Origin of the sequence: uncultured Roseibium sp. (assembly GCF_963675095.2) — a bacterium.
Taxonomy (GTDB): Bacteria; Pseudomonadota; Alphaproteobacteria; order Rhizobiales; family Stappiaceae; genus Roseibium.
Genome location: NZ_CAXXSJ010000029.1, coordinates 68,546 through 92,012 on the forward strand (window position 1 = coordinate 68,546; position 23,467 = coordinate 92,012).

Annotated in this window: 18 protein-coding genes and 1 pseudogene; 7 read left to right on the forward strand and 12 right to left on the reverse strand. The window is 61.7% G+C overall.

Going from position 1 to position 23,467, the window contains the following annotated elements; all coding sequences use genetic code 11:
- Nucleotides 1–11: 11 nt before the first annotated feature.
- Nucleotides 12–2,087 carry a hypothetical protein gene (locus ABIN98_RS11500; RefSeq protein WP_346910085.1) on the forward strand — a complete coding sequence of 692 codons (2,076 nt, stop codon included), beginning with the start codon at nt 12–14 and terminating at the stop codon, nt 2,085–2,087.
- A 15-nt stretch (nt 2,088–2,102) separates the two neighbouring features.
- On the opposite strand, the gene ABIN98_RS11505 is transcribed toward ABIN98_RS11500, so the two are convergent.
- Nucleotides 2,103–2,600 (reverse strand): N-acetyltransferase, encoded by a 498-nt coding sequence (locus ABIN98_RS11505; RefSeq protein ID WP_346910087.1) that lies wholly within the window; start codon nt 2,598–2,600, stop codon nt 2,103–2,105.
- A 376-nt stretch (nt 2,601–2,976) separates the two neighbouring features.
- Here ABIN98_RS11505 and ABIN98_RS11510 point away from each other — a divergent pair, with 376 nt between their 5' ends.
- Nucleotides 2,977–3,948 (forward strand): glutathione S-transferase family protein, encoded by a 972-nt coding sequence (locus tag ABIN98_RS11510; RefSeq protein WP_346910089.1) that lies wholly within the window; start codon nt 2,977–2,979, stop codon nt 3,946–3,948.
- A 26-nt stretch (nt 3,949–3,974) separates the two neighbouring features.
- Here ABIN98_RS11510 and ABIN98_RS11515 read toward each other — a convergent pair whose 3' ends face one another.
- Nucleotides 3,975–4,472 (reverse strand): NUDIX domain-containing protein, encoded by a 498-nt coding sequence (locus ABIN98_RS11515; RefSeq protein WP_346910091.1) that lies wholly within the window; start codon nt 4,470–4,472, stop codon nt 3,975–3,977.
- A gap of 446 nt (nt 4,473–4,918) precedes the next feature.
- Between ABIN98_RS11515 and ABIN98_RS11520 the strand changes: the two genes are divergently transcribed.
- Nucleotides 4,919–5,824 carry a metallophosphoesterase gene (locus ABIN98_RS11520; protein ID WP_346910093.1) on the forward strand — a complete coding sequence of 302 codons (906 nt, stop codon included), beginning with the start codon at nt 4,919–4,921 and terminating at the stop codon, nt 5,822–5,824.
- Here the strand turns inward: ABIN98_RS11520 and ABIN98_RS11525 are convergent.
- Nucleotides 5,821–6,402 (reverse strand): hypothetical protein, encoded by a 582-nt coding sequence (locus ABIN98_RS11525; RefSeq protein WP_346910095.1) that lies wholly within the window; start codon nt 6,400–6,402, stop codon nt 5,821–5,823. The two genes, ABIN98_RS11520 and ABIN98_RS11525, sit on opposite strands and share 4 nt — an antisense overlap.
- Nucleotides 6,403–6,635: 233 nt before the next feature.
- Here ABIN98_RS11525 and mtnA point away from each other — a divergent pair, with 233 nt between their 5' ends.
- The 3 genes from mtnA to ABIN98_RS11540 all read left to right on the forward strand — a co-directional run bounded on the left by mtnA (nt 6,636) and on the right by ABIN98_RS11540 (nt 13,454).
- Nucleotides 6,636–7,742: an S-methyl-5-thioribose-1-phosphate isomerase gene (mtnA, locus tag ABIN98_RS11530; protein WP_346910096.1), complete on the forward strand. Its 1,107-nt coding sequence runs from the start codon at nt 6,636–6,638 to the stop codon at nt 7,740–7,742.
- 204 nt (nt 7,743–7,946) lie between these two features.
- Nucleotides 7,947–8,945 carry a helix-turn-helix domain-containing protein gene (locus tag ABIN98_RS11535; RefSeq protein WP_346910098.1) on the forward strand — a complete coding sequence of 333 codons (999 nt, stop codon included), beginning with the start codon at nt 7,947–7,949 and terminating at the stop codon, nt 8,943–8,945.
- Nucleotides 8,946–9,197: 252 nt separating this feature from the next.
- Nucleotides 9,198–13,454, forward strand: a complete 4,257-nt coding sequence (locus tag ABIN98_RS11540; protein ID WP_346910100.1) for an autotransporter-associated beta strand repeat-containing protein — start codon at nt 9,198–9,200, stop codon at nt 13,452–13,454.
- A 65-nt stretch (nt 13,455–13,519) separates the two neighbouring features.
- Here the strand turns inward: ABIN98_RS11540 and ABIN98_RS11545 are convergent, their stop codons facing one another.
- Nucleotides 13,520–14,146: a GNAT family N-acetyltransferase gene (locus ABIN98_RS11545; protein WP_346910102.1), complete on the reverse strand. Its 627-nt coding sequence runs from the start codon at nt 14,144–14,146 to the stop codon at nt 13,520–13,522.
- A gap of 125 nt (nt 14,147–14,271) precedes the next feature.
- Between ABIN98_RS11545 and ABIN98_RS11550 the strand changes: the two genes are divergently transcribed.
- Nucleotides 14,272–14,517, forward strand: coding sequence for a hypothetical protein (locus ABIN98_RS11550; RefSeq protein ID WP_346910103.1), 246 nt, complete (start codon nt 14,272–14,274; stop codon nt 14,515–14,517).
- A gap of 21 nt (nt 14,518–14,538) precedes the next feature.
- On the opposite strand, the gene flhA is transcribed toward ABIN98_RS11550, so the two are convergent.
- From flhA to ABIN98_RS11590, 8 genes and pseudogenes are all read right to left on the reverse strand, one after another.
- Nucleotides 14,539–16,716, reverse strand: coding sequence for a flagellar biosynthesis protein FlhA (gene flhA, locus ABIN98_RS11555; protein ID WP_346910105.1), 2,178 nt, complete (start codon nt 16,714–16,716; stop codon nt 14,539–14,541).
- Nucleotides 16,717–16,787: 71 nt separating this feature from the next.
- Nucleotides 16,788–18,142 (reverse strand): annotated as a pseudogene (locus tag ABIN98_RS11560) (sigma-54-dependent transcriptional regulator).
- 11 nt (nt 18,143–18,153) lie between these two features.
- Nucleotides 18,154–18,492 (reverse strand): flagellar motor switch protein FliN, encoded by a 339-nt coding sequence (gene fliN / locus ABIN98_RS11565; RefSeq protein ID WP_346910106.1) that lies wholly within the window; start codon nt 18,490–18,492, stop codon nt 18,154–18,156.
- Nucleotides 18,489–19,097 (reverse strand): FliH/SctL family protein, encoded by a 609-nt coding sequence (locus ABIN98_RS11570; protein ID WP_346910108.1) that lies wholly within the window; start codon nt 19,095–19,097, stop codon nt 18,489–18,491. Before ABIN98_RS11570 ends, fliN begins: the two co-directional genes overlap by 4 nt.
- A 124-nt stretch (nt 19,098–19,221) precedes the next feature.
- Complete coding sequence (gene fliG / locus ABIN98_RS11575) at nt 19,222–20,271, reverse strand: flagellar motor switch protein FliG (RefSeq protein ID WP_346910110.1); 1,050 nt, start codon at nt 20,269–20,271, stop codon at nt 19,222–19,224.
- A gap of 2 nt (nt 20,272–20,273) precedes the next feature.
- Entirely contained in the window at nt 20,274–21,890 is a 1,617-nt protein-coding gene (fliF, locus tag ABIN98_RS11580; protein ID WP_346910112.1) for a flagellar basal-body MS-ring/collar protein FliF, read from the reverse strand.
- Between the two features lie 363 nt (nt 21,891–22,253).
- The gene (locus tag ABIN98_RS11585) at nt 22,254–22,529 is read right to left on the reverse strand and encodes a DUF1153 domain-containing protein (protein WP_190294396.1); all 276 of its coding nucleotides are present in this window, start codon (nt 22,527–22,529) and stop codon (nt 22,254–22,256) included.
- Nucleotides 22,530–22,797: 268 nt separating this feature from the next.
- Nucleotides 22,798–23,448, reverse strand: a complete 651-nt coding sequence (locus ABIN98_RS11590; RefSeq protein WP_346910114.1) for a flagellar hook capping FlgD N-terminal domain-containing protein — start codon at nt 23,446–23,448, stop codon at nt 22,798–22,800.
- Nucleotides 23,449–23,467 lie beyond the last annotated feature (19 nt).

Sequence of the window (23,467 nt, forward strand, 5' to 3'; positions counted from 1 at the left end):
AGACACCATTCATGATCTGGTCCCTCTCCTTCGATCCGCTCATTCCAGTCTGGGCGCTCGCCGCCGCGGTCCTGCTGGTTGCCGTTCTGGCGACGATCACCGCGCTGATGCGCCTGAGAGGCTGGTTCCTGCGGGTTGCAACCATGGCGCTCGTGGCTCTTGCACTCGCCAACCCCGCCATCGAACGCGAAAACCGCCAACCGCTCTCCAGCGTGGTTGCCCTTGTCGTCGACAAGAGCCAGAGCCAGTTGCTCGCAGACCGCGCCGAAGAAACGGAAACCGCCGTTGCCGAATTGCAGAAACGCCTTGAAGCCCTGCCCGGCTTCGAGGTCCGGCGCATCGAGGCGAAAAATGCCGGAAATGGCGACGGAACTGCTCTGTTCCAATCGCTCGCCGACGGTCTGTCCGACGTCCCGCCCGACCGGGTCGGCGGCGCGATCCTCGTCACCGACGGACAGGTGCACGATGTACCGGCCAACCCCGGAAGCCTGGGCTTCAATGCTCCTATCCACGGACTGATAACCGGAACGGCGGATGAACGGGACCGGCGCCTGATCCTGCACAAGGCGCCAAGGTTCGGACTCGTCGGCTCGGAACAGATCATCTCGGTCCGCGTCGTCGACCACGGACGGGACACTCAGCCGACGGGGCGCGTGCGCCTGATCATCCGCCGGGACGGAGCCCTGATCAGCGAGCGCAATGCATCGCTCGGCGAGACCGTGGATATTCCGGTGGAGATCGCCCATGGCGGCGACAACATCTTCGAATTCGAGGCGGAAGCGCTGGACGGCGAGCTGACGACGCTGAACAACAAGGCGGTCGTCACCGTCGACGGCATCCGGGAAAACCTGCGCGTGCTCCTCGTTTCCGGATCCCCGCATGCGGGCGAGCGAACCTGGCGCAATCTCCTGAAATCGGATGCGTCGGTCGATCTGGTGCATTTCACCATCCTGCGCCCGCCGGAAAAGCAGGACGGAACGCCGATCAACCAGCTGTCCCTGATCGCCTTTCCGACCCGCGAGCTGTTCTCGGTCAAGATCGACGAGTTCGACCTGATCATCTTTGACCGCTATGTGCGTCGTGGCGTGCTGCCGATGCTCTATTTCGACAACATCGCCCGCTTCGTGCGCGACGGCGGGGCCGTGCTTCTGGCCGGCGGACCCGACTATGCGGAGGCGGGCAGCCTGTACCGCACACCGCTGGCCCCGATCCTTCCGGCCCGGCCGACAGGCGAAATCCTGGAAGAACCCTATCATGCCGCGGTCGCGGATCTGGGGAGCCGGCATCCCGTGACCCGGGGGCTTCCCGGCGCAACGGCCAATCCGCCCAACTGGAGCCGCTGGTTCCGTCTGGTCGATACGGAGGTCGATTCGGGCCAGACCCTGATGACCGGCCCCGGCGACAAGCCGCTTCTGGTGCTCAATCGGGAGGGCGAGGGACGTGTCGCCATGCTCCTGTCCGACCATGTCTGGCTTTGGGCGCGCGGCTTTGAGGGCGGCGGCCCCCATGTGCCGCTGTTACGCCGTCTCGCCCACTGGCTGATGCAGGAACCGGATCTGGAGGAAGAGGCCCTGCGGGTGTCCATGCGTGGCCCGGAACTGATCATCGAACGCCAGTCCCTCGGTGAGACCATCGATGAGGTCACCGTCACGTCTCCCTCAGGCAAGGAAACGCCGGTCACCATGACGGAAGGCGATCCCGGCCTATGGCGCGGCTCGATGACGACCACGGAAACCGGCCTGTTCACGGTCACCGAGGGCGACAAGACGGCTCTGGTTCACGCCGGACCGCAAAACCCGAAGGAATATACCGACGTTCTGTCGACGACCTCCGTGCTCGAGTCCACCAGCCTGGTCACGGGTGGCGTCACCCGCCGCCTGTCCGATCTTGGCGGTGGCCAGGACGTGCCGCGCATCGTGCCGCTTCGGCAGGCGGCATCCTACGCGGGAACCGGCTGGATCGGCCTGAAGACGACGAACGCCAGCGTGCTCAACGGGATCGACCGTTATCCGCTGTTCCTCGGCCTGATCGGGCTGGCGGTTCTGCTCGGAGCCCTGTCCCTGACCTGGTACCGGGAAGGCCGGTAATCAGGCACGGCGATATCAGCCGCGCCCGCCGCGCACGGGCCCGCTCGGCGGCTCACTGCCGTTGAGCGGTGCAATCAGCACCCGTGCCGGATCGACCGGGCCGGGCAGCTGAACAGAGCCGAACGCAACCCGCTGGAACCCCATGGGACCGTAATAAGGCGCGTCGCCAACCAGCAGGATGGCCGTTTCCCCGGCAGCTGCCGATGCATCGATGGCGGTCCGCAGCAGCAGCTTTCCAAGCCCGCGGTTCTTGAATTCAGGTGCAACGGTCAGGGGACCGAGCAGCAGGGCCGGCGTCTCACCGATGGTGATCGGTGTGAGGCGCACGGATCCGGCCAGGGTTGGTCCGGACAGACCGACGAAACTCAAGGAAGGCAGATGGGGAACGCCCTCGCGCACACGGAAGGCTGTCCGGGCGAACCGCCCCGGACCGAACGCTGCGGCCTGAAGGGCGTCAATCTCTCCCGTGTCTGCGGCATCCTCGAGACGAATGAACCAATTTTCGGATTTCATGTGGCATTTCCTGGCAAGCAAACTGGAATTCGCGCCTGCCTTCATGCCCTGCCTTGAGAATAACGTAAGGGAGAACCGGTCAGCCGCGACGGAACAGACGAGAAATGTCTCGTCGGCTGCTTCGTCGTCGCAATGTGGAACCGGTCATCATCGGGTCTACGTCACTCTCTGTCGGCGGTCTTTGCCAGAAGTGGATCGCCGATAGCACGTAAAATGGCGGCCGGTCCAGCGGATTTTTTGCTCTCGGCGGAAATCCCACGGTCCCCGTGGCCACGGCAACGACTGTCCACCTGTGGGAAACACAGCATTCAAGCCGTTGATTTTCAGGTGTTTCGCGCCACATCCTGAAGGAAACGCAAGAGAATTGAGGTTTATCATGGGTTTATTGGTCGACGGCGTCTGGAAAGACCAATGGTACGATACGAAGTCCAGCGGCGGGCGCTTCGTCCGCAAGGACTCCGCTTTCCGGAACTGGATCACCGCGGATGGCAGCGCCGGACCGTCTGGAACCGGTGGCTTCAAGGCGGAGGCCGACCGCTATCACCTGTTCGTCTCGCTGGCCTGCCCCTGGGCCCATCGCACCCTGATATTCCGCAAGCTGAAGGGCCTGGAGGATCTGATACCGGTCACGGCCGTCGAGCCGCTGATGTTGGAAAACGGCTGGACCTTCGGCACACCGGATCCGGTCACCGGTTCCGATTATGCCTGGCAAGTCTATGTGAAAGCCGACCCGCACTATAACGGCCGGGCCACCGTTCCCATTCTCTGGGACAGGAAAACCGGCACGATCGTCAGCAACGAGTCCGCCGAAATCATTCGCATGTTCAACAGCGCCTTCGACGGACTGACCGGGTTGCGTTCCGACTATTATCCGGCCGATCTGCGCGGCGAAATCGACCGGATCAACGACCGGGTCTACGACGGCGTGAACAATGGTGTCTACAGGGCCGGGTTTGCAACCACGCAGCAGGCATACGAAGAAGCCGTCGGAGAGGTTTTCGACACGCTCGACTGGCTGGAAGACCGTCTCGGAAGCCAACGCTATCTTGCTGGAGACATTATGACAGAGGCCGACTGGCGTCTATTCACCACCCTTGTCCGGTTCGACGCCGTCTATGTCGGCCACTTCAAGTGCAATCGCCGCCGCATCGCCGACTATCCCAACCTGTCGAACTATCTCCGCGATCTCTACCAGACGTCGGGTGTTGCCGAGACAGTCGATATGGCGACCATCAAGCAGCACTATTACGGCTCGCATAGTTCGATCAATCCGAACGGGATCATCCCGGCTGGCCCTGACCTCGATTTCGATGCCCCTCATGACCGGGGACGGCTCGAAGTCGCCTGATCCTTCAGTTTCCGAAGATCTTTCCCTTACCAGTAACCGCTGGCAATCCCGTCCGCGGGGCGGTCGCCGAGACAGAACTCCGTGATCCGCGCCCGGCTTGCCCGCGTCGTGTCCGGGGGCAATGCCTGAGGATCGAAGAAACGCGCGTCCCTGATCTCGGCATTCGGCTTCAGATAGGTTTCGCCCGCTTTCCATCCGGTCACCTCGAATAGACCGATGTGATCGCGGCCGAAGCTTTCCCGGTTGAGATAAAATCCGAGCAGGTGTGGTTCCACCGTCGTGGAAATCCCCACTTCCTCGTGTAATTCCCGCTTCGCAGCATCCACCAGCATTTCTCCCGCATCCACACCTCCCCCCGGCAGATACCAGCCCGGCAAATAGGAGTGGTGAACCAGAAGAACGTGATTGCGGGTATCCCGCACGATTACCCGCACACCGAGGGAGAACGGATTGCGCAACAACGCCTGACCGTAGATCAGGCGTTTGGTCAAAGACCGGGGCAGGAAGGAAAGCAGTTTCAACATGGGTCCACAGCGCGCAAGAACCAAGGCTCCAAAAGCGTATACCCACTGTTAACCCATGCAAGCAATGCAGGGCTGCCAAGCTAAATATTGCACTACACAATAGGCAGGAAGATGACTATTTGAGCAGCAGATTGATTACGAAGCAGGCAACTGCCGGAAAAATGCGGCGCGTCCCCATCGACAAAACTGCCGCATCAACACAAGAGAACCGATCATGCTGAGCACATTCTTTTCCCGTCGCCGCCGTCCGCGGTCCTTCCACTGGAAGCCGTCCGTCGATCTCACCAATCCCCGGATTGCAGCGATCCTGATGACGTTCCCGAGCAACTGACGCTCGGAACGCCGGTCTCCTCTAAACGGAGCATCGGCGTCTGAAAAAGCATTGTCTTCAAAACGGCGCCGCGTTTTTCCTTGACGCGGCGCCGTTTGCTTTGATGATGCGCACGATGCTGAAACTCGCTCACCTGTCCGACCCGCACCTGGGCCCTCTCCCCGACCCGAAACTGCTCCAGCTTTTCTCGAAGCGGATTCTCGGCTACCTGAACTGGCGGACCCACCGCTCCAAGGTGATGGGCGGAAACGCGCTCGACCAGCTTATTGCCGACATGCAGGCCCAACAGCCCGACCACATCGCGATCACTGGTGATCTGGTCAACATTGCCCTGCCGCTGGAAATCATCGGCGCGCGGCACTGGCTCGAAGAGGTCGGTCCTCCGGACGAGGTTTCCGTCATTCCGGGCAATCATGACGCCTATGTCCCCGGCGCCCTGAAGAAAGCCAGGGAAGCCTGGAAGCCCTACATGATGGCGGATACCGGCTCCGAAGAGCCGAAAGAGACCGGCTTTCCCTATGTGCGCCGCCGCGGCGATGTCGCCATCATCGGCGTTTCGACCGCCCGTGCTACCGGACCGTGGTTCGCCACCGGCAGGGTCGGCAGTCGCCAGGCGCGCGAACTGCGCCGGATCCTGACCGACATCGGCAAGGAAGGCCTGTTCCGGGTTGTCCTCATTCATCACCCGCCGTTCAAGAACGCAACCCACTGGCACAAACGCCTCTCCGATGCCTCCCGTGTCCGGGCCGTGTTGAAGCGCGCCGGTGCCGAGCTCGTCCTGCACGGCCATACACATGTCGACAGCAGAGCCGAAGTCGAAGGCCCGGCCGGGCCGATTCCGGTGATTGGCGTGCCTTCGGCCACGAATGCGCCGGGCGGCAAGAAACCGGCCGCGCGCTACAATCTGTTTTCGATTTCCCGAAACGGAGACGGCTGGACCTGCGCCTTCACCGAACGCGGCTTCAGCAACCCCGGCGAGCCGATCGGGGAACTGTTCAGGGCCGACCTGAAAATTCCTTAAAGCGGATTGGCAAACCAGGCGTAAGTCACCAGGCCGGCAGCACCGGCAGCAAGTCCGACGACAAATGCCCCGAATGCGGCGCCCCAGGAAATCCGGGACTTCGACCCTTCCACACCCGACGCCTCGACGGCAACCTGGCGAAGGCGGTTGTTCAGCCAGTCGCCTTCCAGAGCCTTCTCCCGTTCGAGGATCCGCTCCGCGATATATTCCGTCAGGCAGTCGGCCATATCGTCTATTTCGGCCGTTTCCAGAATGACGACTCGTCCGAGCCGCGTATCCTTCACGAACCGGTAGGTGCGCCGATCGCCCGCCATCACCACATGACCGGTCACGTCGATCCAGAACCGCGGCGTGGATCCGGCGACGATCTGCAACGTGAACTGATCGTCGTCTTCAGGGATTTCCTTGAAGACATCCTTCATTTCGTCGGCCAGCATTTCCAGCCGGGCCCGTTCGCTATCCTGCAGCTCGACGACCACGTCGGAGCGCTCGACTTCTCCAAGCTGAACCTTGCGGATGGCATCGCGCAAAGACCTGACCCGCGTGTGCGGCACCACGTTATCCTGCATTTCAGACATGGTTATCCGGCTCCATCCTCTACTCGTCGCCCTCACACGATCAGTCTTAACCAATTCTTACCGCGGGAAAACAGACGCAAGACCGGCTATCACCGTCTTCCACCGGCATTGCAGCAATAATGGTTAACAACAATTAAGCTATTTCGGTCGAATTTGCCAGATCGCAGATGCTGGCGAACCTGCCGGTGATACGTTATGCAGGTCAAACTGCAGATTCACCGGAGGCCGACGCCATGAATGTAAACGGGGAAAAATACCGGACCATCTGGGTCGCCGAAGACGGCGAGAGCGTCGAGATCATCGACCAGACCAGGTTTCCGTATGCATTCGAGACGACCCTTCTGCGGACGATGGAAGACGCCGCGCATGCCATCCGGGTCATGCAGGTGCGCGGAGCGCCCCTGATCGGCGCGACCGCCGCCTACGGCGTCGCCCTGGCGATGCGCGCGGATCCATCGGACGATGGGCTCGACGCAGCCTGTCAGGCGCTGCTGCAAACCCGGCCGACCGCCGTCAATCTCCGCTGGGCTCTGGACCTCGCCCGCAGGACGCTCATTCAGGTCCCGCCGGAAAACCGCAGGGAAACCGCCTACAAGCTGGCCGCCCAGGTGTGCGATGAGGACATCGCGATCAACATGGCGATCGGCATGCACGGCATGGATCTGATCACCGAAATCGCCAAGACGAAGGCGCCGGGCGAGCCGGTGAACATTCTCACCCATTGCAACGCCGGCTGGCTTGCCACCGTCGACTGGGGCACGGCGACGGCCCCGATCTACATGTCCCATGATTCGGGCATTCCGGTTCATGTCTGGGTGGACGAAACCCGCCCGCGCAACCAGGGCGCCTTCCTGACGGCCTGGGAACTGGGACACCATGGCGTGCCGCATACGGTCATCGTCGACAATGCCGGTGGCCATCTGATGCAGCACGGCCAGGTGGACATGGTCATCGTCGGCACGGACCGCACCACGGCTTCCGGCGATGTCTGCAACAAGATCGGCACCTATCTGAAGGCGCTGGCCGCCAAGGATAACGGCGTTCCCTTCTATGTGGCCCTGCCCTCGCCCACCATCGACTTCACCCTGTCCGACGGCATCCGCGAAATCCCGATCGAGGAACGGTCTGCGGCCGAAGTCAACCGGATGACCGGACGGTCCGAGAACGGCGCGATCGAGACCATCGAGATCGTCGCGGAAGGATCGGACGTGGCCAATCCGGCCTTCGACGTCACGCCGGCGCGGCTCGTCACCGGACTGATCACGGAGCGCGGCGTCCTGGAGGCCGACCGCAAGGCCATCGCAAACGCCTTTCCCGAGCGGGTCCGGCCGGCAGCCTAAGGTTAGGACCCGCAAGCCTTCGCCGATTGGCCCGCGTGATGAATGCGGTGCCATGCGCGGGGAAACTGTGGAAACAGTTCTCCACACGCCGATTTGACGGATCTCGTGATTTTCGACAATCATGATGCCAATTGCGCGCCTCAGGATCGCAAGACACAAGGGAATTGCTGCCCCCGACTGGAAACCTTTGCCCGAAAGCACATCGTGCCGCCATTCTTTCCGAAAGAAGTGACCGGAAATGCTCCGGATCCCGGCAAGGGATATGCCCTGCAAACGGAACTGATTGAGGCTTCTTCGACCCAGGCGTTGCTACAGCCCTGGGTCGAGATCGAGTGCGTCCAGCTCAGCGACGGCCGCAAGGTGGCGCAGCTGGACAGTCTGGATCTGGGCAACCTGCAGATCGTCCGCGAACGTCAGCAAACATCGGTCCAGAAGCTTGGCGGCACACCCGCCGACTTCTGCACCGTTTCGATCTGTACGCAGGGGCCGGCGACCCGCGTCTCCGAGCATTGCGGCGAACAGGCCGACACGGTGTTTTTCCTGCCCGGCAATGCCGAGTTCGACATCCACATCCCCGCCGGCGGCGAGACCGCCTACGTCGGCTTCAGCCAAAAGGAATTCATGCGCGGGGCCCGAGCCCTCAACCCGGTCTTCTGGGAGCGCCCTCCGCCGGGCATCCTCCCGCTGACCACTCGGCGGCGGAACGATTTCCAGGAGGCCGTCGACCTCTGGCTGAAGACCGCGCAGGAGGCATCCCTGCGCGGCGAACCGCTGGATCCGGCCGTCCTGCGCAGTCATCTGCTGCAAACTGTCCTGCAAATCGCCGCGGTTTCGCAAGACGACATCGCGCCGTCGTTCAACGAACGTGTGCGGGCCCTGCGGATCGGACGCAGGGCGAGAAGCTTTGTCGACGACCGGCTGGCCGCAGACGCGCTGCCTTCGGTTGTCGATATCTGCACGGCGCTCGGCGTCTCGGAGCGAACGCTGCGCTATGCGTTCCGGGAGTATGTCGGACTGTCTCCGGTTGCCTATCTGCGCGCTTGCCGGCTGAACCGCGTTCGGGCCGTGCTCGCGGCGTCCGATCCGCAGGAAACCACGATCACGCAGGTTGCAATGCGCTTCGGGTTTCTCCATCTCGGCCGATTTGCGGGCGACTACAAGCGAATGTTCGGCGAAATGCCCTCGGTGACGCTCAACACCTGACATATTTCTTTGATTTATTTCTGAAAACGCCTGAATTCCCGTCGTTTTGCCGAAATCGGATAGCGGGCCGCTTCTCACATTTTTAAGTTGCAGCCACAGGCCTGAATGCCTTGGGCGTCCGCTCTGCTGCGCTCGCCACCGAATCCAGGCTTTGGGGCCGAATAATTTGAGCGTTTACGGAATAACATGCACCGGTCACAGGTATTACGTCCGCAAGACTTCCCCTTAGATGCAATCATCCCTTACCCACCCGTGCGGAAGACCCGCCGCGCCGCACTGTTCCTCGCGACAGCGCTCACAGGCAGTTTCGTCCTGGCTCCGATCCTGACAACACCGGTTTTGGCTGCCGGCAGCACCAATGTCACCACGACAGCGGGCGATACCAGTGCCGGGTCTATCAGAGGTGCTGCACAAGATCCCTCTGATTATCAGATCTTCATCTTACAAAACCTGGGATCTGCCGCGACGATCAACCTTGTCGGTCCGCTCACCTTCACGCACGCATTTGCGGTTGCCCTTCGGTTCGGCGGAACCACGACATCGGTGACCATTGGCGGCGATACCATCTCTGCGGCCAACCACCTTTATTTCCAGCTCAACAACAATTCCTACGACCTGACGCTCAACTCCGACCTCAACTTTACGGGCACCGGAGACATCGCTCTCGTGCAAGGAGGAACCGTCACCTTCAACGGCGACATTTCCGATGTCGGCCTCCTTCAGGTTGCGTCCAATGGCACCGCGGTGATTGGAACGACGACGGCCCCCACCAAGTTTGGCATCAATTCCGGCGGTACACTCAGGTTCGCTACGGCTGGCACTTACTCCTCCAATCTTGAAATCGAAAACACCGCCACGATCGACACCGGCACCTTCAATGTCACCATCAGCGGCCCGGTAACCGATGCCGGCACGAACACTCTGGTGAAGACCGGCAGCGGCACCCTGACGCTAAGCGGGACGAACACGGCTTCCGGAACGATGCGGATCGACGCAGGCACCCTCTCAGTCGCCTCTGACGGCAATCTTTCAGCCGGCACCTTGACGTTCAATGGCGGCAACCTTGCCATCACTGGTGCCACCACCATCGACAACGCCATGGCGCTCGCCGCCAACGCCACGATCACAAACAGCGCGGACGTAATCCTTTCCGGCATGATCTCCGGAACCGGCAACCTCACCAAGGCCGGTGCCAGTACCTTGACCCTCTCCGGCACCAACACCTATTCAGGCGGCACGACGATTTCCGGCGGCACACTGCAGATCGGCAACGGCGGTACAACGGGCAGCGTGTCCGGCGATATCGTCAACAACGGCGCGCTTGCCTTTAACCGCTCCGACGCGGTGACCTTCAGCGACGACATTTCCGGCACCGGGTCGCTCATCAAATCGGGTGCAGGGACCCTCACCCTGACCAGCGCCAACAGCTACACCGGCGGCACGACGATCTCGGCAGGGACACTGCAGATCGGCAACGGCGGCACAACGGGCAGCGTGACGGGCAATATCGTCAACAACGGCGCGCTTGCCTTCAACCGTTCCGATGCGGTGACCTTCAACGGCGACATCTCCGGCACAGGGTCGATGACCAAATCCGGTGCAGAAACCCTGACCCTGACCGGCACCAACACCTTTACCGGCGGCACCACGATTTCCGGCGGCACCCTGCAAGTCGGCAACGGCGGCACCACGGGCAGCCTGACCGGCGATATCGTCAACAACGGCGCGCTTGCCTTCAACCGCTCCGATGCGGTGACCTTCAACGGCGGCATCTCCGGGACCGGGTCGCTGACAAAATCCGGTGCGGAAACCCTGACCCTGACGGGCGCCAACACCTTTACCGGCACCACCACGATTTCCGGCGGTACCCTGCAAGTCGGCAACGGCGGTACAACGGGCAGCGTGTCCGGCGATATCACCAACAACGGCGCGCTTGCCTTCAACCGTTCCGATGCGGTGACCTTCAACGGCGACATCTCCGGCACAGGGTCGATGACCAAATCCGGTGCAGAAACCCTGACCCTGACTGGGGCCAATACCTTTACCGGCGGCACCACGATTTCCGGCGGCACACTGCAGGTCGGCGACGGCGGCACCTCGGGCAGCCTCTCCGGCAATATCGTCAACAACGGCGCGCTTGCCTTCAACCGCTCCGATGCGGTGACCTTCAACGGTGACATCTCCGGAACGGGAAGCGTGATAAAGTCCGGTTCCGGCACCCTAACGTTGAGTGGGACGAACACAGCTTCCGGAACCATGAGGATCGATGCCGGCACCCTGTCGGTCGCGGCCGACAGCAACCTTTCAGCCGGCCCGCTCACGTTCAACGGTGGCAATCTGACAATCACCGGTGCCACCACCATTGACAACGCATTGGCGCTATCCGCCAACGCCACGATCACAAACAGCGCGACCGTAACCCTTTCCGGACAGATTTCCGGAGCGGGCAACCTTGCCAAGGCCGGTGCCGGCTCCTTGATACTCTCCGGCACCAACACCTATTCAGGCGGCGCGACGATATCCGGCGGCACCCTGCAAGTCGGAAATGGCGGCACAACGGGTAGCGTGTCCGGCGATATCGTCAACAACGGCGCCCTCGCCTTCAACCGCTCCGACGCGCTGACCTTCAGCGGTGACATCTCCGGCACCGGGTCGCTCACCAAATCCGGCGCAGGGACCCTCACCCTGACCGGGGACAACACCTTTTCCGGCGGAACGACCATCTCGGCAGGCACGCTGCAGATCGGCGACGGCGGCACCACGGGCAGCCTGACCGGCGATATCGTCAACAACGGCGCCCTCGCCTTCAACCGCTCCGATGCGATGACCTTCGAGGGCGACATCTCCGGCACGGGAAGCGTGACCAAGACGGGCGCCGGTACGCTGACCCTGACCGGGGCCAACACGTTTGCAGGCGGTACCACCGTCACCGGCGGATTGCTGACCGTGAACGGCAGCACCGGGGATGTTCTTCTGAACGGCGGCACGCTCGGCGGCTCGGGCACGGTCGGCACCGTGACGGCCAACTCCGGCGCGCGCGTTGCACCGGGCAATTCCATCGGCACGTTGAACGTCTCCGGCAATGTCACCTTCAGTTCCGGCTCGACCTATGCGGTCGAAGTCGACGACACGGGCAACTCCGACAAGATCGCCGCCACCGGAACCGCGGCCATCGACAGCGGCGCCACCGTCACCGTCTCGGCGGAAAACGGCACCGACAACGGCTCCACCTACGCCGCCTCCACCACCTATACGATCCTGACCGCGGACGGCGGCGTGACCGGCACCTTCGGTTCCGTCAGCGAAAACTTCGCCTTTCTGGACGCATCGCTCGGCTATAACGCCAACAATGTCACCCTGACGCTGACCCGCAACGCCACCGGCCTGGCCTCCGCCGCAGAGACCGCAAACCAGCGCGCCGCCGCAAACGGCGTCAGCAACCTCAGTGCCGGCAATGCGGTCTATGACGCGGTGGTCGTCCTCAGCGAGGCCGGAGCCCGCACCGCCTTCGACAGCCTGTCCGGCGAAGTGCATGCCTCCACCAATACGCTGCTGATCCAGGAAAGCAGCCGGTCACGCGATGCGGTGGGCGCCCGTATCCGCGGCGCCTTCGACGGGCTTGCCGCGGCCGAAATGCCGATGATTGCCCTCCACGGCGCCGGCGAAGCACCGGACGGCACAGGTGGAGCAGCGGCCTGGGGCCAGGCCTATGGCGGCTGGGGCAAGACCGGCGGCACCCACACCGCAGCCGCTATGGACCACACCAGCGGCGGCTTTTTCGTCGGAGCCGATATGGAGATCTCCAGCGGCTGGCGCGCCGGTCTCGTGGCCGGCTACGGCAACAGCCGCTTCGATGTCGATGCCCGCGCGTCTTCGGGCGATGCGGACAGCTATACGCTGGGCGCCTATGCGGGCCGCCGGTTCGACGCGATCGGACTTCGCTTCGGCACCACCTACACCTGGAACGATGTTTCGACGTCGCGCAACGTGACGGCGGGCACGCTCAGCAACAGCCTGAGTGTCGACTATGCCGCCTCCACGGCCCAGGCCTTCGGCGAAGTCGGCTATACGTTCAACACCCCGCTCGCCCATCTGGAACCCTTCGCGGGCGCCGCTCTGATCCACCAGCACAGCGACGGCTTTTCCGAAACCGGCGGTCCGGCGGCCCTCACCGTCTCGTCGTCCTCGCAGACGCTCGGGCTCGCCACACTGGGTCTGCGCGCCGAACGGCGTTTCGCCGAGGTCGCCGGCTTGGATGCGTCACTCACCGGCACGCTCGCCTGGCGTCACGCCTTTGGCGATATCGACGCCACCTCGACCATGCGCTTTGCCACCGGCAATGCATTCGCGATCTCCGGCACCCCGCTCGACCGCGACACTGCGCTCATCGAGACCGGGTTCAAACTCGGTCTCGGCGACGGCGCCAATGTCTCTCTTACCTACCAGGGCGACATTGGTGCCACCTCACAGGATCACGGCTTCAACGCCCGGTTCTCGGCACGGTTCTGAACCTGATGCCGCGTGTCGGTCCGCACACGCCCCATTGTCGAGGTGACAAATAACGGTTGGCGGCGTCACGCCTGGTTCGGGCTCGCGAGATAGGGTACGTGCGGCCCCTTGTCCTTGCCCAACAGCCCGGTCGCCCGCGGATCGTCCATGACCTCGATGGCCCGCTTGTAGGGCTTGAAGCCGCAGGAACAATAAAAACCAATTGCCTGTGGACTATCGCTGGTACAGGTGTGCAACCAGAAGCGCTTTGTCTGTGGGCGTGACCAGACCATCGCCATGGCCTGCTGCATCAGCCAACGGCCGAGGCCCGTACCGACCGCGGAAGGCACCAGACCGAAATAGGCAAGCTCCGGGTTTTCCGGATCCGCATAGTCGATTTCCAGAAGACCCATCTGGCGCCCATTGATAACGGGCGTGTAGATTTCATTGCCGGGCGCCGCCAGGACAGTCTTCAGCCTGTCGTCACCAAGCATAAGCCTGCCGCACCAGAGCCAATCCTCACCGATTTCCCGAAAAAGACGTTTGTAATCGACTGCATCGGGCGCAACCCATCGTTCCAGCGTCACGTCCTGCCGCTCGCCTGCCAACGGAGCGACCGGCGGTGCCGTCATCTCAAGAAAGGTGACGACCAGGGCGACTTTTTCGTCGGGAAGGTCTGTGTAGCCGTTCAGGTCGAGCGTAACGGATGACATGGGTACTCCTGTTTTCCCAGCCGGTTACCAGCCCGAGCACGAAGGCTCAATAGTCCAGAACGGATCATCGCCTCAAATTGCGAAAATTAAGCAGCTGTTAACCATGGCGGATCAATATCACGGGCATGGCTGCTATTGGAAACAACTACGCGAAGCGACACGAAGCTCCTTCCCGCAAGGACATCAACAAGGCTTGGTCGAACCAGCGGCGCAAGGCGATCCAGCAGTCACAAAACATCCGCTCGCAGTTTTCATCGACCATTTTCACGACAAGTGTTCTGGTCTCGCAACGGCAGACGGCCACCGCCATCCAGGGTGGCGGCTATTCAACCATGGCCAGCGCCATGGCGCGTGTCAATATTCTCGTCTGAGCCCGAAACCGGCTTTCTCTCTTAGATCGAACTGATTGTCTTGAGCTTCACGCGCGGGTGAATCTCGCTCTGGCTCATGACCGTCGTATGCGCGCGGAAGCGTTCAACGATGGAACGCACGAACGGACGGTTCTGCGGCGATGTCAGCAGGACCGGCACTTCGCCGTCCTGGGCGGCCGCCTCGAAACGGTCGCGCACCAGCCCGACAAATTCCTGCAGCTTCGACGGCTGCATCGCCAACTGGCGGTCTTCCCCTTCTCCCACGACCGATTCCAGGAAAGCCTGTTCCCACTGGGGCGACAGGGCGATCAACGGCAGATAGCCGCCATGCGACAGATTGGCCGCGCAGATCTGCCGGCCGAGACGCGTGCGCACATGCTCGGCGATCGTGTTGGTGTTGCGCGTCATGCCGACGGCCTCCGAAACGCCTTCCAGGATCGTGCCAAGATCGCGCACGGAGACCCGCTCGCTGAGCAACGTCTGCAGGATCCGCTGGATACCGGAAACCGTGATCTGGCCCGGAATGAGGTCGTCGACCAGCTTGGCCTGTTCGCCTTGCAGCTCCTTCAGAAGTTTCTGCACGTCGCCATAGGTGAGAAGCTCGCTGATGTTGTTCTTGATGGTTTCGGTGAGATGGGTGGACAGCACCGTCGCCGGGTCGACGACCGTGTAGCCACGCAAGGAGGCATCTTCCCGGTACTGGGCCTCCACCCAGGTCGCCGGCAGGCCGAAGGTCGGTTCCGTCGTATGGGTTCCAGGCAGCTTCACCTGTCCGCCGGCCGGATCCATCACCATGAAATGGTTCGGATAAAGCAACCCGCGCCCGGCCTCGACCTCCTTCACCTTGATCACGTAATCGTTCGCGCCGAGCTGGATATTATCCAGGATCCGGACCGGCGGCATGATCACGCCCATGTCACCTGCAATCTGCCGGCGCAGCGCCTTGATCTGTTCGGTCAGCTGGTCGCCGCCCGTCTGGTCCTTGCCGTTGATAAGCGGCAGCAGCGCATAGCCGAGTTCGATCCGCAGCTCGTCCATCTTGAGCGCATCGGTAATCGGCGGTTCGGGCGGCGGAGCGGGCGCAGTCGCGATCGCCTTTTTGACGGCTTCCTTATGTTCCGCCTGCTTTTTCTGCGACCCGACCTTGTAGGCGAGATAGCCGGCGAGGCCCGCCAGACCCAGGAACGGGATCATTGGCATGCCGGGCAGCAGCGACAGGATCGCCATCACCGCAGCCGACATGCCGAGCGCCTTGGGATAGCCGGTGAACTGGCTCACCAACGCCTTGTCGGCCGCACCTTGCACACCGGCCTTCGACACCAGAAGGCCGGCGGCGGTCGAAACGATCAGCGCCGGGATCTGCGAGACGAGCCCGTCGCCGATGGTCAGCAGCGTGTAATTGTTGGCCGCCTCGGAGAAGGACAGCTCCATCTGGGCCACGCCAATGAAAATGCCGCCCAGAATGTTGATGAAGGTGATCAGCAGACCGGCGATGGCGTCACCGCGCACGAACTTGGACGCACCGTCCATGGCGCCGAAGAAGGAGCTTTCGTTTTCCAGGTCCCGCCGGCGCGTCCGTGCCTCCCCCTCGTCGATCAGGCCGGCGGACAGGTCCGCGTCGATCGCCATCTGCTTGCCGGGCATCGCATCCAGGGTAAAGCGCGCCGCCACTTCCGCGATACGGCCCGAACCCTTGGTGATGACCACGAAGTTCACGATCACCAGGATCGCGAAGACGATGATCCCGATGACGAAATTGCCGCCCATCACCAGATTGCCGAAGGTCTGGATCACCTGGCCGGCGGCGGCCGTCCCCTCGTGGCCATTGGCCAGGATAAGCCTCGTCGAGCCCAGGTTGAGACCGAGGCGCAACATGGTCGCGATCAGGAGAACCGTCGGAAAGGAGGAAAATTCCAGAGGCTTCTGGATGAAAAGCCCGGTCATCAGGACCAGAACCGAGAAGATGATGGAAATCGCCAGGAAGACGTCCAGCATCATCGGCGGAATGGGCAGGATCAGCAGCGTCAGGATCACGAGGATACCAACGCCGAGACCGACGTCGCCGCGTTTCAGCGACTGCACGATGCCTGCAAACGAGAAAGCGGAGCCGGACGTTTCCGGCGCGCCTTGACCCGCGCCCGCGCCACCCTGGGCCGCTGCTGCCGCCGGCATTCCTTCGTCTGCTGTTGTGTCTGCCATTATCCGCTCTTGGCCAAACCGTTACTGCTGCGGGTGATCGTCTTCGAACCGGAAGTGTCTTGCCGCGCCCGTCACGCGCGCATTTCCCCCGGACCGGGGACCCTGACCCCCTCGTCGGTATACTGATTGAGTTTGTTGCGCAGGGTTCTGATGGAGATCCCAAGGATCTTTGCCGCATGGGTCCGGTTGCCCAGGCAATGATCCAGCGTGTCCAGGATCAGGTCGCGTTCGACATCGGCAACGGTCCGCCCGACAAAGGCGCGTGTCACCGCTTCCGCCGCCTGTGCGGCACGTTCCGCCGGGCCTTTTGAAACGGCAATCGGGCTGCCGTCCGGCATCCGGATCGCTTCCGCCCCGATCTCGTCGCCGCTCGCCAGAAGCACCGCGCGATGCATGGTGTTTTCCAGCTCGCGGACATTGCCCGGCCACGGGTTGACCATCAGCGCCTGCCGGGCCTCGCGGGACAACTCCCGGACGGGAACACCGTTCGCCTTGGAATAATGGTCGATAAAGAACTTCGCCAGCTCCAGGATGTCAGCCGGCCGCTCCCGCAGGGGCGGGATTTTCAGATTGACCACGTTCAGCCGGAACAGAAGGTCCTCGCGGAACGTCCCCTGACGCACGGACTCGGCCAAGTCCCGGTTGGACGTCGCCAGAATACGGATATTGACCGGAACCGGCCGCGTGCCGCCGACCCGGTCGATCACCCGCTCCTGGATGGCCCGCAACAGCTTCGCCTGAAGCCGGACGTCCATCTCCGAAATCTCGTCCAGAAGCAGCGTGCCGCCGTCGGCTTCCTCGAACTTGCCGACCCGCCGCGCCACGGCGCCGGTGAAGGCGCCCTTCTCGTGACCAAAGAGTTCCGATTCCAGAAGGTGCTCGGGGATCGCCGCGCAGTTGATCGAGATGAACGGTTTCGACGCACGGTTGGAACTTTTGTGCACGTGCCGGGCGATCACTTCCTTGCCCGTCCCGGATTCGCCGGTGATCAGCACGGATGCATCGGAAGGCGCCACCTGCTCGGCGAGTTTCACCACCGCCGCCATGGTGTCGTCCCGGTAGATCATCTCGCCCCGTTCCTGGGCGACGGCCGCGAGCACGGCTGCGATCAGTTCCGGATCCGGCGGCAGGGGGATGTATTCCTTCGCCCCCGCCCGGATGGCGGAAACGGCCGCCTGCGCATCCGTCTCGACGCCGCAGGCAACAAGCGGCACATGCAGCCGTTCGTTCTGCAGTTTCAGCAGAAGGCCGGCGATGTCCAGATGGACATCGACCATGAGGAGATCGGCGCCTTGTCCGGCGCGAAGCACCTTCAGCGCGCTTTCGATATCATTCGCCTGGGTGACCTTGGCCCCCCCCGCTTCATGGCGATCTGGGATGCCACCGTCAGCTGACCGCCTAACGTACCAACAATCAAGAGCCGCATGACTGTCTCCTCTAGCGATCGGTTTTGATGATTTCAGTCATGGTCACGCCCAGCTTGTCCTCGACAAGCACGACTTCGCCGCGGGCAACCAGACGGTCGTTTACGTAGATATCTATGGCCTCGCCGACCTTCCGGTCGAGTTCCAGCACCGTTCCCGATGCCAGTTTCAGAAGGTCGGACACATGCATCTTGGAATGTCCGAGGACGGCCGAAATGCGAACCGGAACATCAAACACCGCCTCCAGATCGGCGGCCGATTGCGGCCCGCTGGCTTCCTCATCGAGACTGCCGTGACGATCCGGAGCTTCCAGCTCGTCCAGCGGAATGCCTGTGTCTTGTTCGTCGCTCATGCGTCGGTTTCCTTTCCGAGGCCGGGCTTAGCCTGCGCCTTGTGCGCCTTCGCGCCGTCTACCCGGGCCTGCAAATATGCTCTGATGCTGGCATCGATCTGCCGTTCGAGCGCCTTGCGATCCCGAAGAATACCTCCGTCCGCCCACTCGATATGGCAGTCACCACGTACGATCTCGGGTTCTCCGAGAATGACCAGACGCCCCTCAAAACCTTTTTCATGGACAATCGGATCGACCCTCTTCTTCAGGCCTTCCACGTCCTTTTCGGCGACCCGTATCACCAGATGCGGTGCGCGCCGCAACGGACCGAGACACTGGGTAACGAGGGCAACCGTTTCCGCCAGCGGCTGGCGGGCAATCAGATGCGCGCACAGCCTGCGGGCAATCAGAAAGGCAAGACTGGTCGCGTCTTTTTCCTGCGCAACCTGTTGCTCTTCCAGTCCGCTCAGGACCGTCCCGACCGCGTCGACCAGGCGCCCGACCTCTTCGGTCAGCCGTGTCTCCTGCGCGTCCAGGTGCTCCTGCGCGGCCTTGGTCCGACCTTCCTCGAAAGCCTGTGCCCGGGCCTCGGCCAGCAACCGCTCATGGTCACTGACCGGCATCATCGGAATTTCCGGTTCCACCGCGCGACCACCTTCGGCTCCTCCGGAGTGGAGAAGTCGCGGTTGAACAGGAATTTGGACGGGTTTGTCATGTTGCCCATCGGATTGTAAGTGCTAGCCCCCTGCATCAGTAGATGATTTCGTCATCGCTCTTGGACTTGGAGATCATGATCTCGCCCTTGGCCGCGAGATCCTTGGCCGTGTTGACCATGCCGGTCTGCGCCTCGTCCACGTCGCGCAAGCGGACCGGCCCAAGCGCATCCATATCGTCCTTGAGCAATTTCGCCGCCCGCGACGACATGTTGCCGAAGAAGAATTCCCGCGCAGCATCCGTCGACCCCTTGAGCGCGATTGCCAGACGGTCCTTTTCCACGTTGCGCAGAAGGGTCTGGGCACTGGCCGCATCCAGCTTGATCAGGTCGTCGAAGGTGAACATCAGGGTCTTGATGCGATCCGCGGCTTCCCGGTTTTCCTCTTCCAGTGCGGCAAGGAAACGGGCTTCGGTCTGACGGTCGAAGTTGTTGAAGATCTCCGCCATCATCTCGTGGCTGTCCCGCCGCGACGTGTTGGTCAGGTTCGACATGAACTCCACGCGCAGCGTCTGCTCGACCTTCTCCAGCACTTCCTTCTGAACCGCATCCATGCGCAGCATACGGCTGACGACCTCGAGCGCCAGCTCTTCCGGCAGAATGCCCAGGACACGCGCGGCATGGTCGGAGTTGATCTTCGAAAGCACCACCGCGACTGTCTGCGGGTATTCGTTCTTCAGGTAGTTCGCCAGAACGTTCTCCTGAACGTTCGACAGCTTTTCCCACATGTTGCGGCCGGCGGGACCGCGGATTTCTTCCATGATGATGTTGACGCGATCACCGGGCAGGAAGGAACTCAGCAGACGTTCGGTCGCATCCACATTCCCGGTCAGCGCCCCCTTGGAACTGATCTTGCGGACGAAATCGACGAACAGGGCCTCCAGCATTCCCGGCGTAACCGGACCGAGATTGGCCATGGCTGCCGAGACCTGCCGGACTTCGATCTCGTCGAGCTTGTCCCAGATCGGCTTGCCGTGGCTTTCTCCGAGCGCCAGCAGCAATACAGCCGCCCGCTCGGCGCCTTTCAGCTCGCGCTCTTTCTCATCGGCACTGACTGTCAGTTGTCTTTGAAGTTGGTCCGCTGCCATGATCAAGCCGCCTCATCCAGCCAGCCACGCACGATCGTGACGGCCTCCGACGGATGGTCCGCGATCATTTCGCCCACCTTGGCGATGGAACTTGCCTGCAGCGCGCCCTGCTGCTTTGCCTCTTCGAGCCACTCGATCTGGAACTCATCCTCGTCATCCTTCTCGTCCGCCGGCACTTCGGTCTCCGCGACCAGGGTGCCGTCCGGGCCGATCACCAGTTCCTGGGGAAGGGTTTCTTCCGGCGTCACGATCCGGCGCAGCAGCGGGCGGACAACGAAGAGCAGCAGGAGAAGGGAAATCAGAAGCAGCACACCCAGCTCGGAGAAGCGCAGGATGTCGTCCTTGGTGAACTCGAACAGCCCGCCGTCTTCGGCCGTCAGATCGCTCTGCGGCGGAACCGCAAACTGCAGGTTGATCACCTCGACCACATCGCCGCGCTGTTCGTCATAGCCGACGGCAGAGCGCACCAGGACCGCAATCCGGTCCAGTTCTTCCTGGCTGCGCGGCGTATAGACAACGTCGCCGTCCGCATTCGGAGCATAGGTTCCGTCGACCAGAACAGCTACGGACAGGCGCTTGACCCGGCCGGCCTCGACGATTTCCGTCTTGGTCGATTTGGAAATCTCGTAGTTGACGATTTCTTCCGTCGAACTGGAATCGTCCCGTTGTCCGCCGTTGTTTTCGTTCGCCTGCGCATTCGGCAACTCGTTGCCGACGGTGACCTGACCCTGCTGGTCGGTGCTGGAAGAGGCCTCTTCCTTGGTCTGGGTCGAGCGGACAACCTGCCCGTCCGGATCGTAGATCTCTTTCGTTTCCGTCGTCCGGTTGAAATCCACGTCGGCCGCCACGCGCACCCTCGCACGGCCCGGCCCGACGACGCTGTTGAGGATCTCCTCCACCTGGTTGCGCAACCGGGCCTCGACCCCGTTGATCCGTTCCTGCAGGTTCGAGGACACCATGCCTTCCGCGTCGCCATCAACACCGTCAGCCAGAAGACGGCCCGCCTCGTCGACAATCGAAACCCGTTCAGGCTTCAACCCCTCGACAGCCGTTGCCACAAGATGCTGGACGGCCCGGATCTCGCCCGGACCGAGGGAGCCACGCACCTTCAACACGATCGACGCGGACGGCGGACGGCGATCGCGCTGAAACAGCTGCCGCTCCGGGATCACCAGATGCACGCGTGCCGCCTTGATCCGGTCGATGGCGGTGATGGTCCGCGACAGTTCCCCTTCCAGGGCACGCAGGTGATTGATATTCTGAACGAAACTTGTAGCCCCGAGCGTGTCGGTCCGGTCGAAGATTTCGTAACCGATCGACCCGCCGGTCGGCAGCCCGTCCTCGGCAAGGCGCATCCTGAGCCGCGCGACCTGATCCTTGGGCACCAGGATCGTACTGCCGTCCCGCGCCAATTGATAAGGCGTCCCAAGGGATTCCAGCTGATTGACGATGGCTCCGGAATCATCAAGAGACAGCTCGGAATAAAGCGTCGTCATCTGCGGGGAGGTAACCCTGAAAATGATGAACGCAAAGACCCCGATCAGGATCGCGGCAACGGCCCCCATTGCCGCAATACGCGCCGGTCCCAATGTCCTGATGAATTCGATTAATCCGTTCACGAATGCCCCGTTCGCACTTTTGCCCGAAATCGAATCTCGCGCGGATCCGATCTTGCCTGCATCCAGCCACAGCCAATAGGCAAAATTTGCCGCGCAGAAGGTTAACAAGAAGTTAACGGAACGGGTGCGCGGTACAGAAATCGGCGGACTTCCGCCAAACTTGCTTATGCAATTTGCAATTCAGGTGGGGAAAAACTGCCCACCGCGTTAACCATTTATCCACGATAAGATTGGAGCGGCTGGCGATCAATGCGGTTTGCGGGACCGGGACGATTTTGCCGGCGGACAAAAAGCAAAAAGGCCGGCTCGAGCCGACCTTCAAGGGACGCCTTCAAGGCGCCCGGAACCATCATGTGACGGAGTCTAGTTGCGATACTGCTGAATGCGCGTCGCCCGCAGACCGGCAAGGCCATGCTTCTCGATGGAACTTTGCCAGGAGAGGAATTCTTCGACCGTCAGGGTATACCGCTGACAAGCCTCCTCCAGAGACAGGAGCCCACCGCGAACAGCGGCAACGACTTCGGCCTTCCTGCGGATCACCCAACGCTTCGTCGAAGTGGGTGGAAGATCCGAGATCGTCAACGGGCTTCCGTCGGGACCGATTACATATTTTACACGCGAACGAATCTGTTCGGTCATTGTACTCTCACACTAACCATGACCAAGGTTGATTATGAGAATACAGGCAGCTGCTTAAAATTTACCTAAGCCACCATAGAGATATTGTTAACTAAGAAAAGCCGAATTCATGAATGGTATTTAAGATTCAACGTTGCAGAATCTTTAAAAACTTAAACAAATTATTTGATTTTGTTAACCATACCGATTTTTCAATGCAAATTGCGATTCAAGCTCGCGAACGCGCACGGCCGTCCAAGCCGGGACGCACCGGCAGCGATAAAATAATTCAGCTGGATACGGATTGCACCGAAGTAACCGGAATGCTGACGTTGCCGACCTTCAGATAAGGCGTATCGCCGGAGAGATCGACTTCATCGACTTTGCCGGACACTTCGGTTTTCGCCAGAATGGAATTCCCGGCACTGTTCTTGAGATCAAAGCTGATCGTATAGGCACCGTCCGGAGAGTTGCCGGAGCTGCCGAGACCATCCCAGGAATAAGTCCCCGTCCCCTTGGCAAGGCTGACGTCGCCCGAGTAGACGGTCGCGCCGTTGGAGTTCTTGATGGTCACGGTCCCGGTTGCATCCTCCGCGACATTATAGGACCAGTTCGCGTTGCCGTCTTCCAGCATGGCCGTGCTGCCGCTGGCCGTCACCGTGGAGCCCAGATAGTTGACGTAGCTCGAAGCCTGGTTTGCCGCCATGCTCGAAACCAGCTGTTCCAGGTACTTGTTGGTCTGGATCGACTGTTCCACGGAAGAATACTGCACGAGTTGCGTGGTGTATTCCGACGAATCCATAGGGTTGAGCGGATCCTGGTTCTGAACCTGTGTGGTCAGGATCGACAGGAACAGATCGTAGTTGCCCATCAGGGAATCGGACGCTGCCGAGGAAGCAGAGGTGCCGCTGGCAGATGTTGCAGAGCTAACCGAGGTCATTACGCATACTCCTTAATTC

What these genes read in the sequence shown, in the direction of transcription:
- ABIN98_RS11505 (WP_346910087.1), bottom strand. Translation starts at nt 2,600, where the DNA reads ATGAAATCCGAAAATTGGTTCATTCGTCTCGAGGATGCCGCAGACACG.
- ABIN98_RS11590 (WP_346910114.1), bottom strand. Translation starts at nt 23,448, where the DNA reads ATGACCTCGGTTAGCTCTGCAACATCTGCCAGCGGCACCTCTGCTTCC.
- fliN (WP_346910106.1), bottom strand. Translation starts at nt 18,492, where the DNA reads ATGAGCGACGAACAAGACACAGGCATTCCGCTGGACGAGCTGGAAGCT.
- flhA (WP_346910105.1), bottom strand. Translation starts at nt 16,716, where the DNA reads ATGGCAGACACAACAGCAGACGAAGGAATGCCGGCGGCAGCAGCGGCC.
- fliG (WP_346910110.1), bottom strand. Translation starts at nt 20,271, where the DNA reads ATGGCAGCGGACCAACTTCAAAGACAACTGACAGTCAGTGCCGATGAG.
- ABIN98_RS11525 (WP_346910095.1), bottom strand. Translation starts at nt 6,402, where the DNA reads ATGTCTGAAATGCAGGATAACGTGGTGCCGCACACGCGGGTCAGGTCT.
- ABIN98_RS11585 (WP_190294396.1), bottom strand. Translation starts at nt 22,529, where the DNA reads ATGACCGAACAGATTCGTTCGCGTGTAAAATATGTAATCGGTCCCGAC.
- ABIN98_RS11545 (WP_346910102.1), bottom strand. Translation starts at nt 14,146, where the DNA reads ATGTCATCCGTTACGCTCGACCTGAACGGCTACACAGACCTTCCCGAC.
- ABIN98_RS11550 (WP_346910103.1), top strand. Translation starts at nt 14,272, where the DNA reads ATGGCTGCTATTGGAAACAACTACGCGAAGCGACACGAAGCTCCTTCC.
- ABIN98_RS11500 (WP_346910085.1), top strand. Translation starts at nt 12, where the DNA reads ATGATCTGGTCCCTCTCCTTCGATCCGCTCATTCCAGTCTGGGCGCTC.
- ABIN98_RS11515 (WP_346910091.1), bottom strand. Translation starts at nt 4,472, where the DNA reads ATGTTGAAACTGCTTTCCTTCCTGCCCCGGTCTTTGACCAAACGCCTG.
- ABIN98_RS11520 (WP_346910093.1), top strand. Translation starts at nt 4,919, where the DNA reads ATGCTGAAACTCGCTCACCTGTCCGACCCGCACCTGGGCCCTCTCCCC.
- ABIN98_RS11510 (WP_346910089.1), top strand. Translation starts at nt 2,977, where the DNA reads ATGGGTTTATTGGTCGACGGCGTCTGGAAAGACCAATGGTACGATACG.
- mtnA (WP_346910096.1), top strand. Translation starts at nt 6,636, where the DNA reads ATGAATGTAAACGGGGAAAAATACCGGACCATCTGGGTCGCCGAAGAC.
- ABIN98_RS11570 (WP_346910108.1), bottom strand. Translation starts at nt 19,097, where the DNA reads ATGATGCCGGTCAGTGACCATGAGCGGTTGCTGGCCGAGGCCCGGGCA.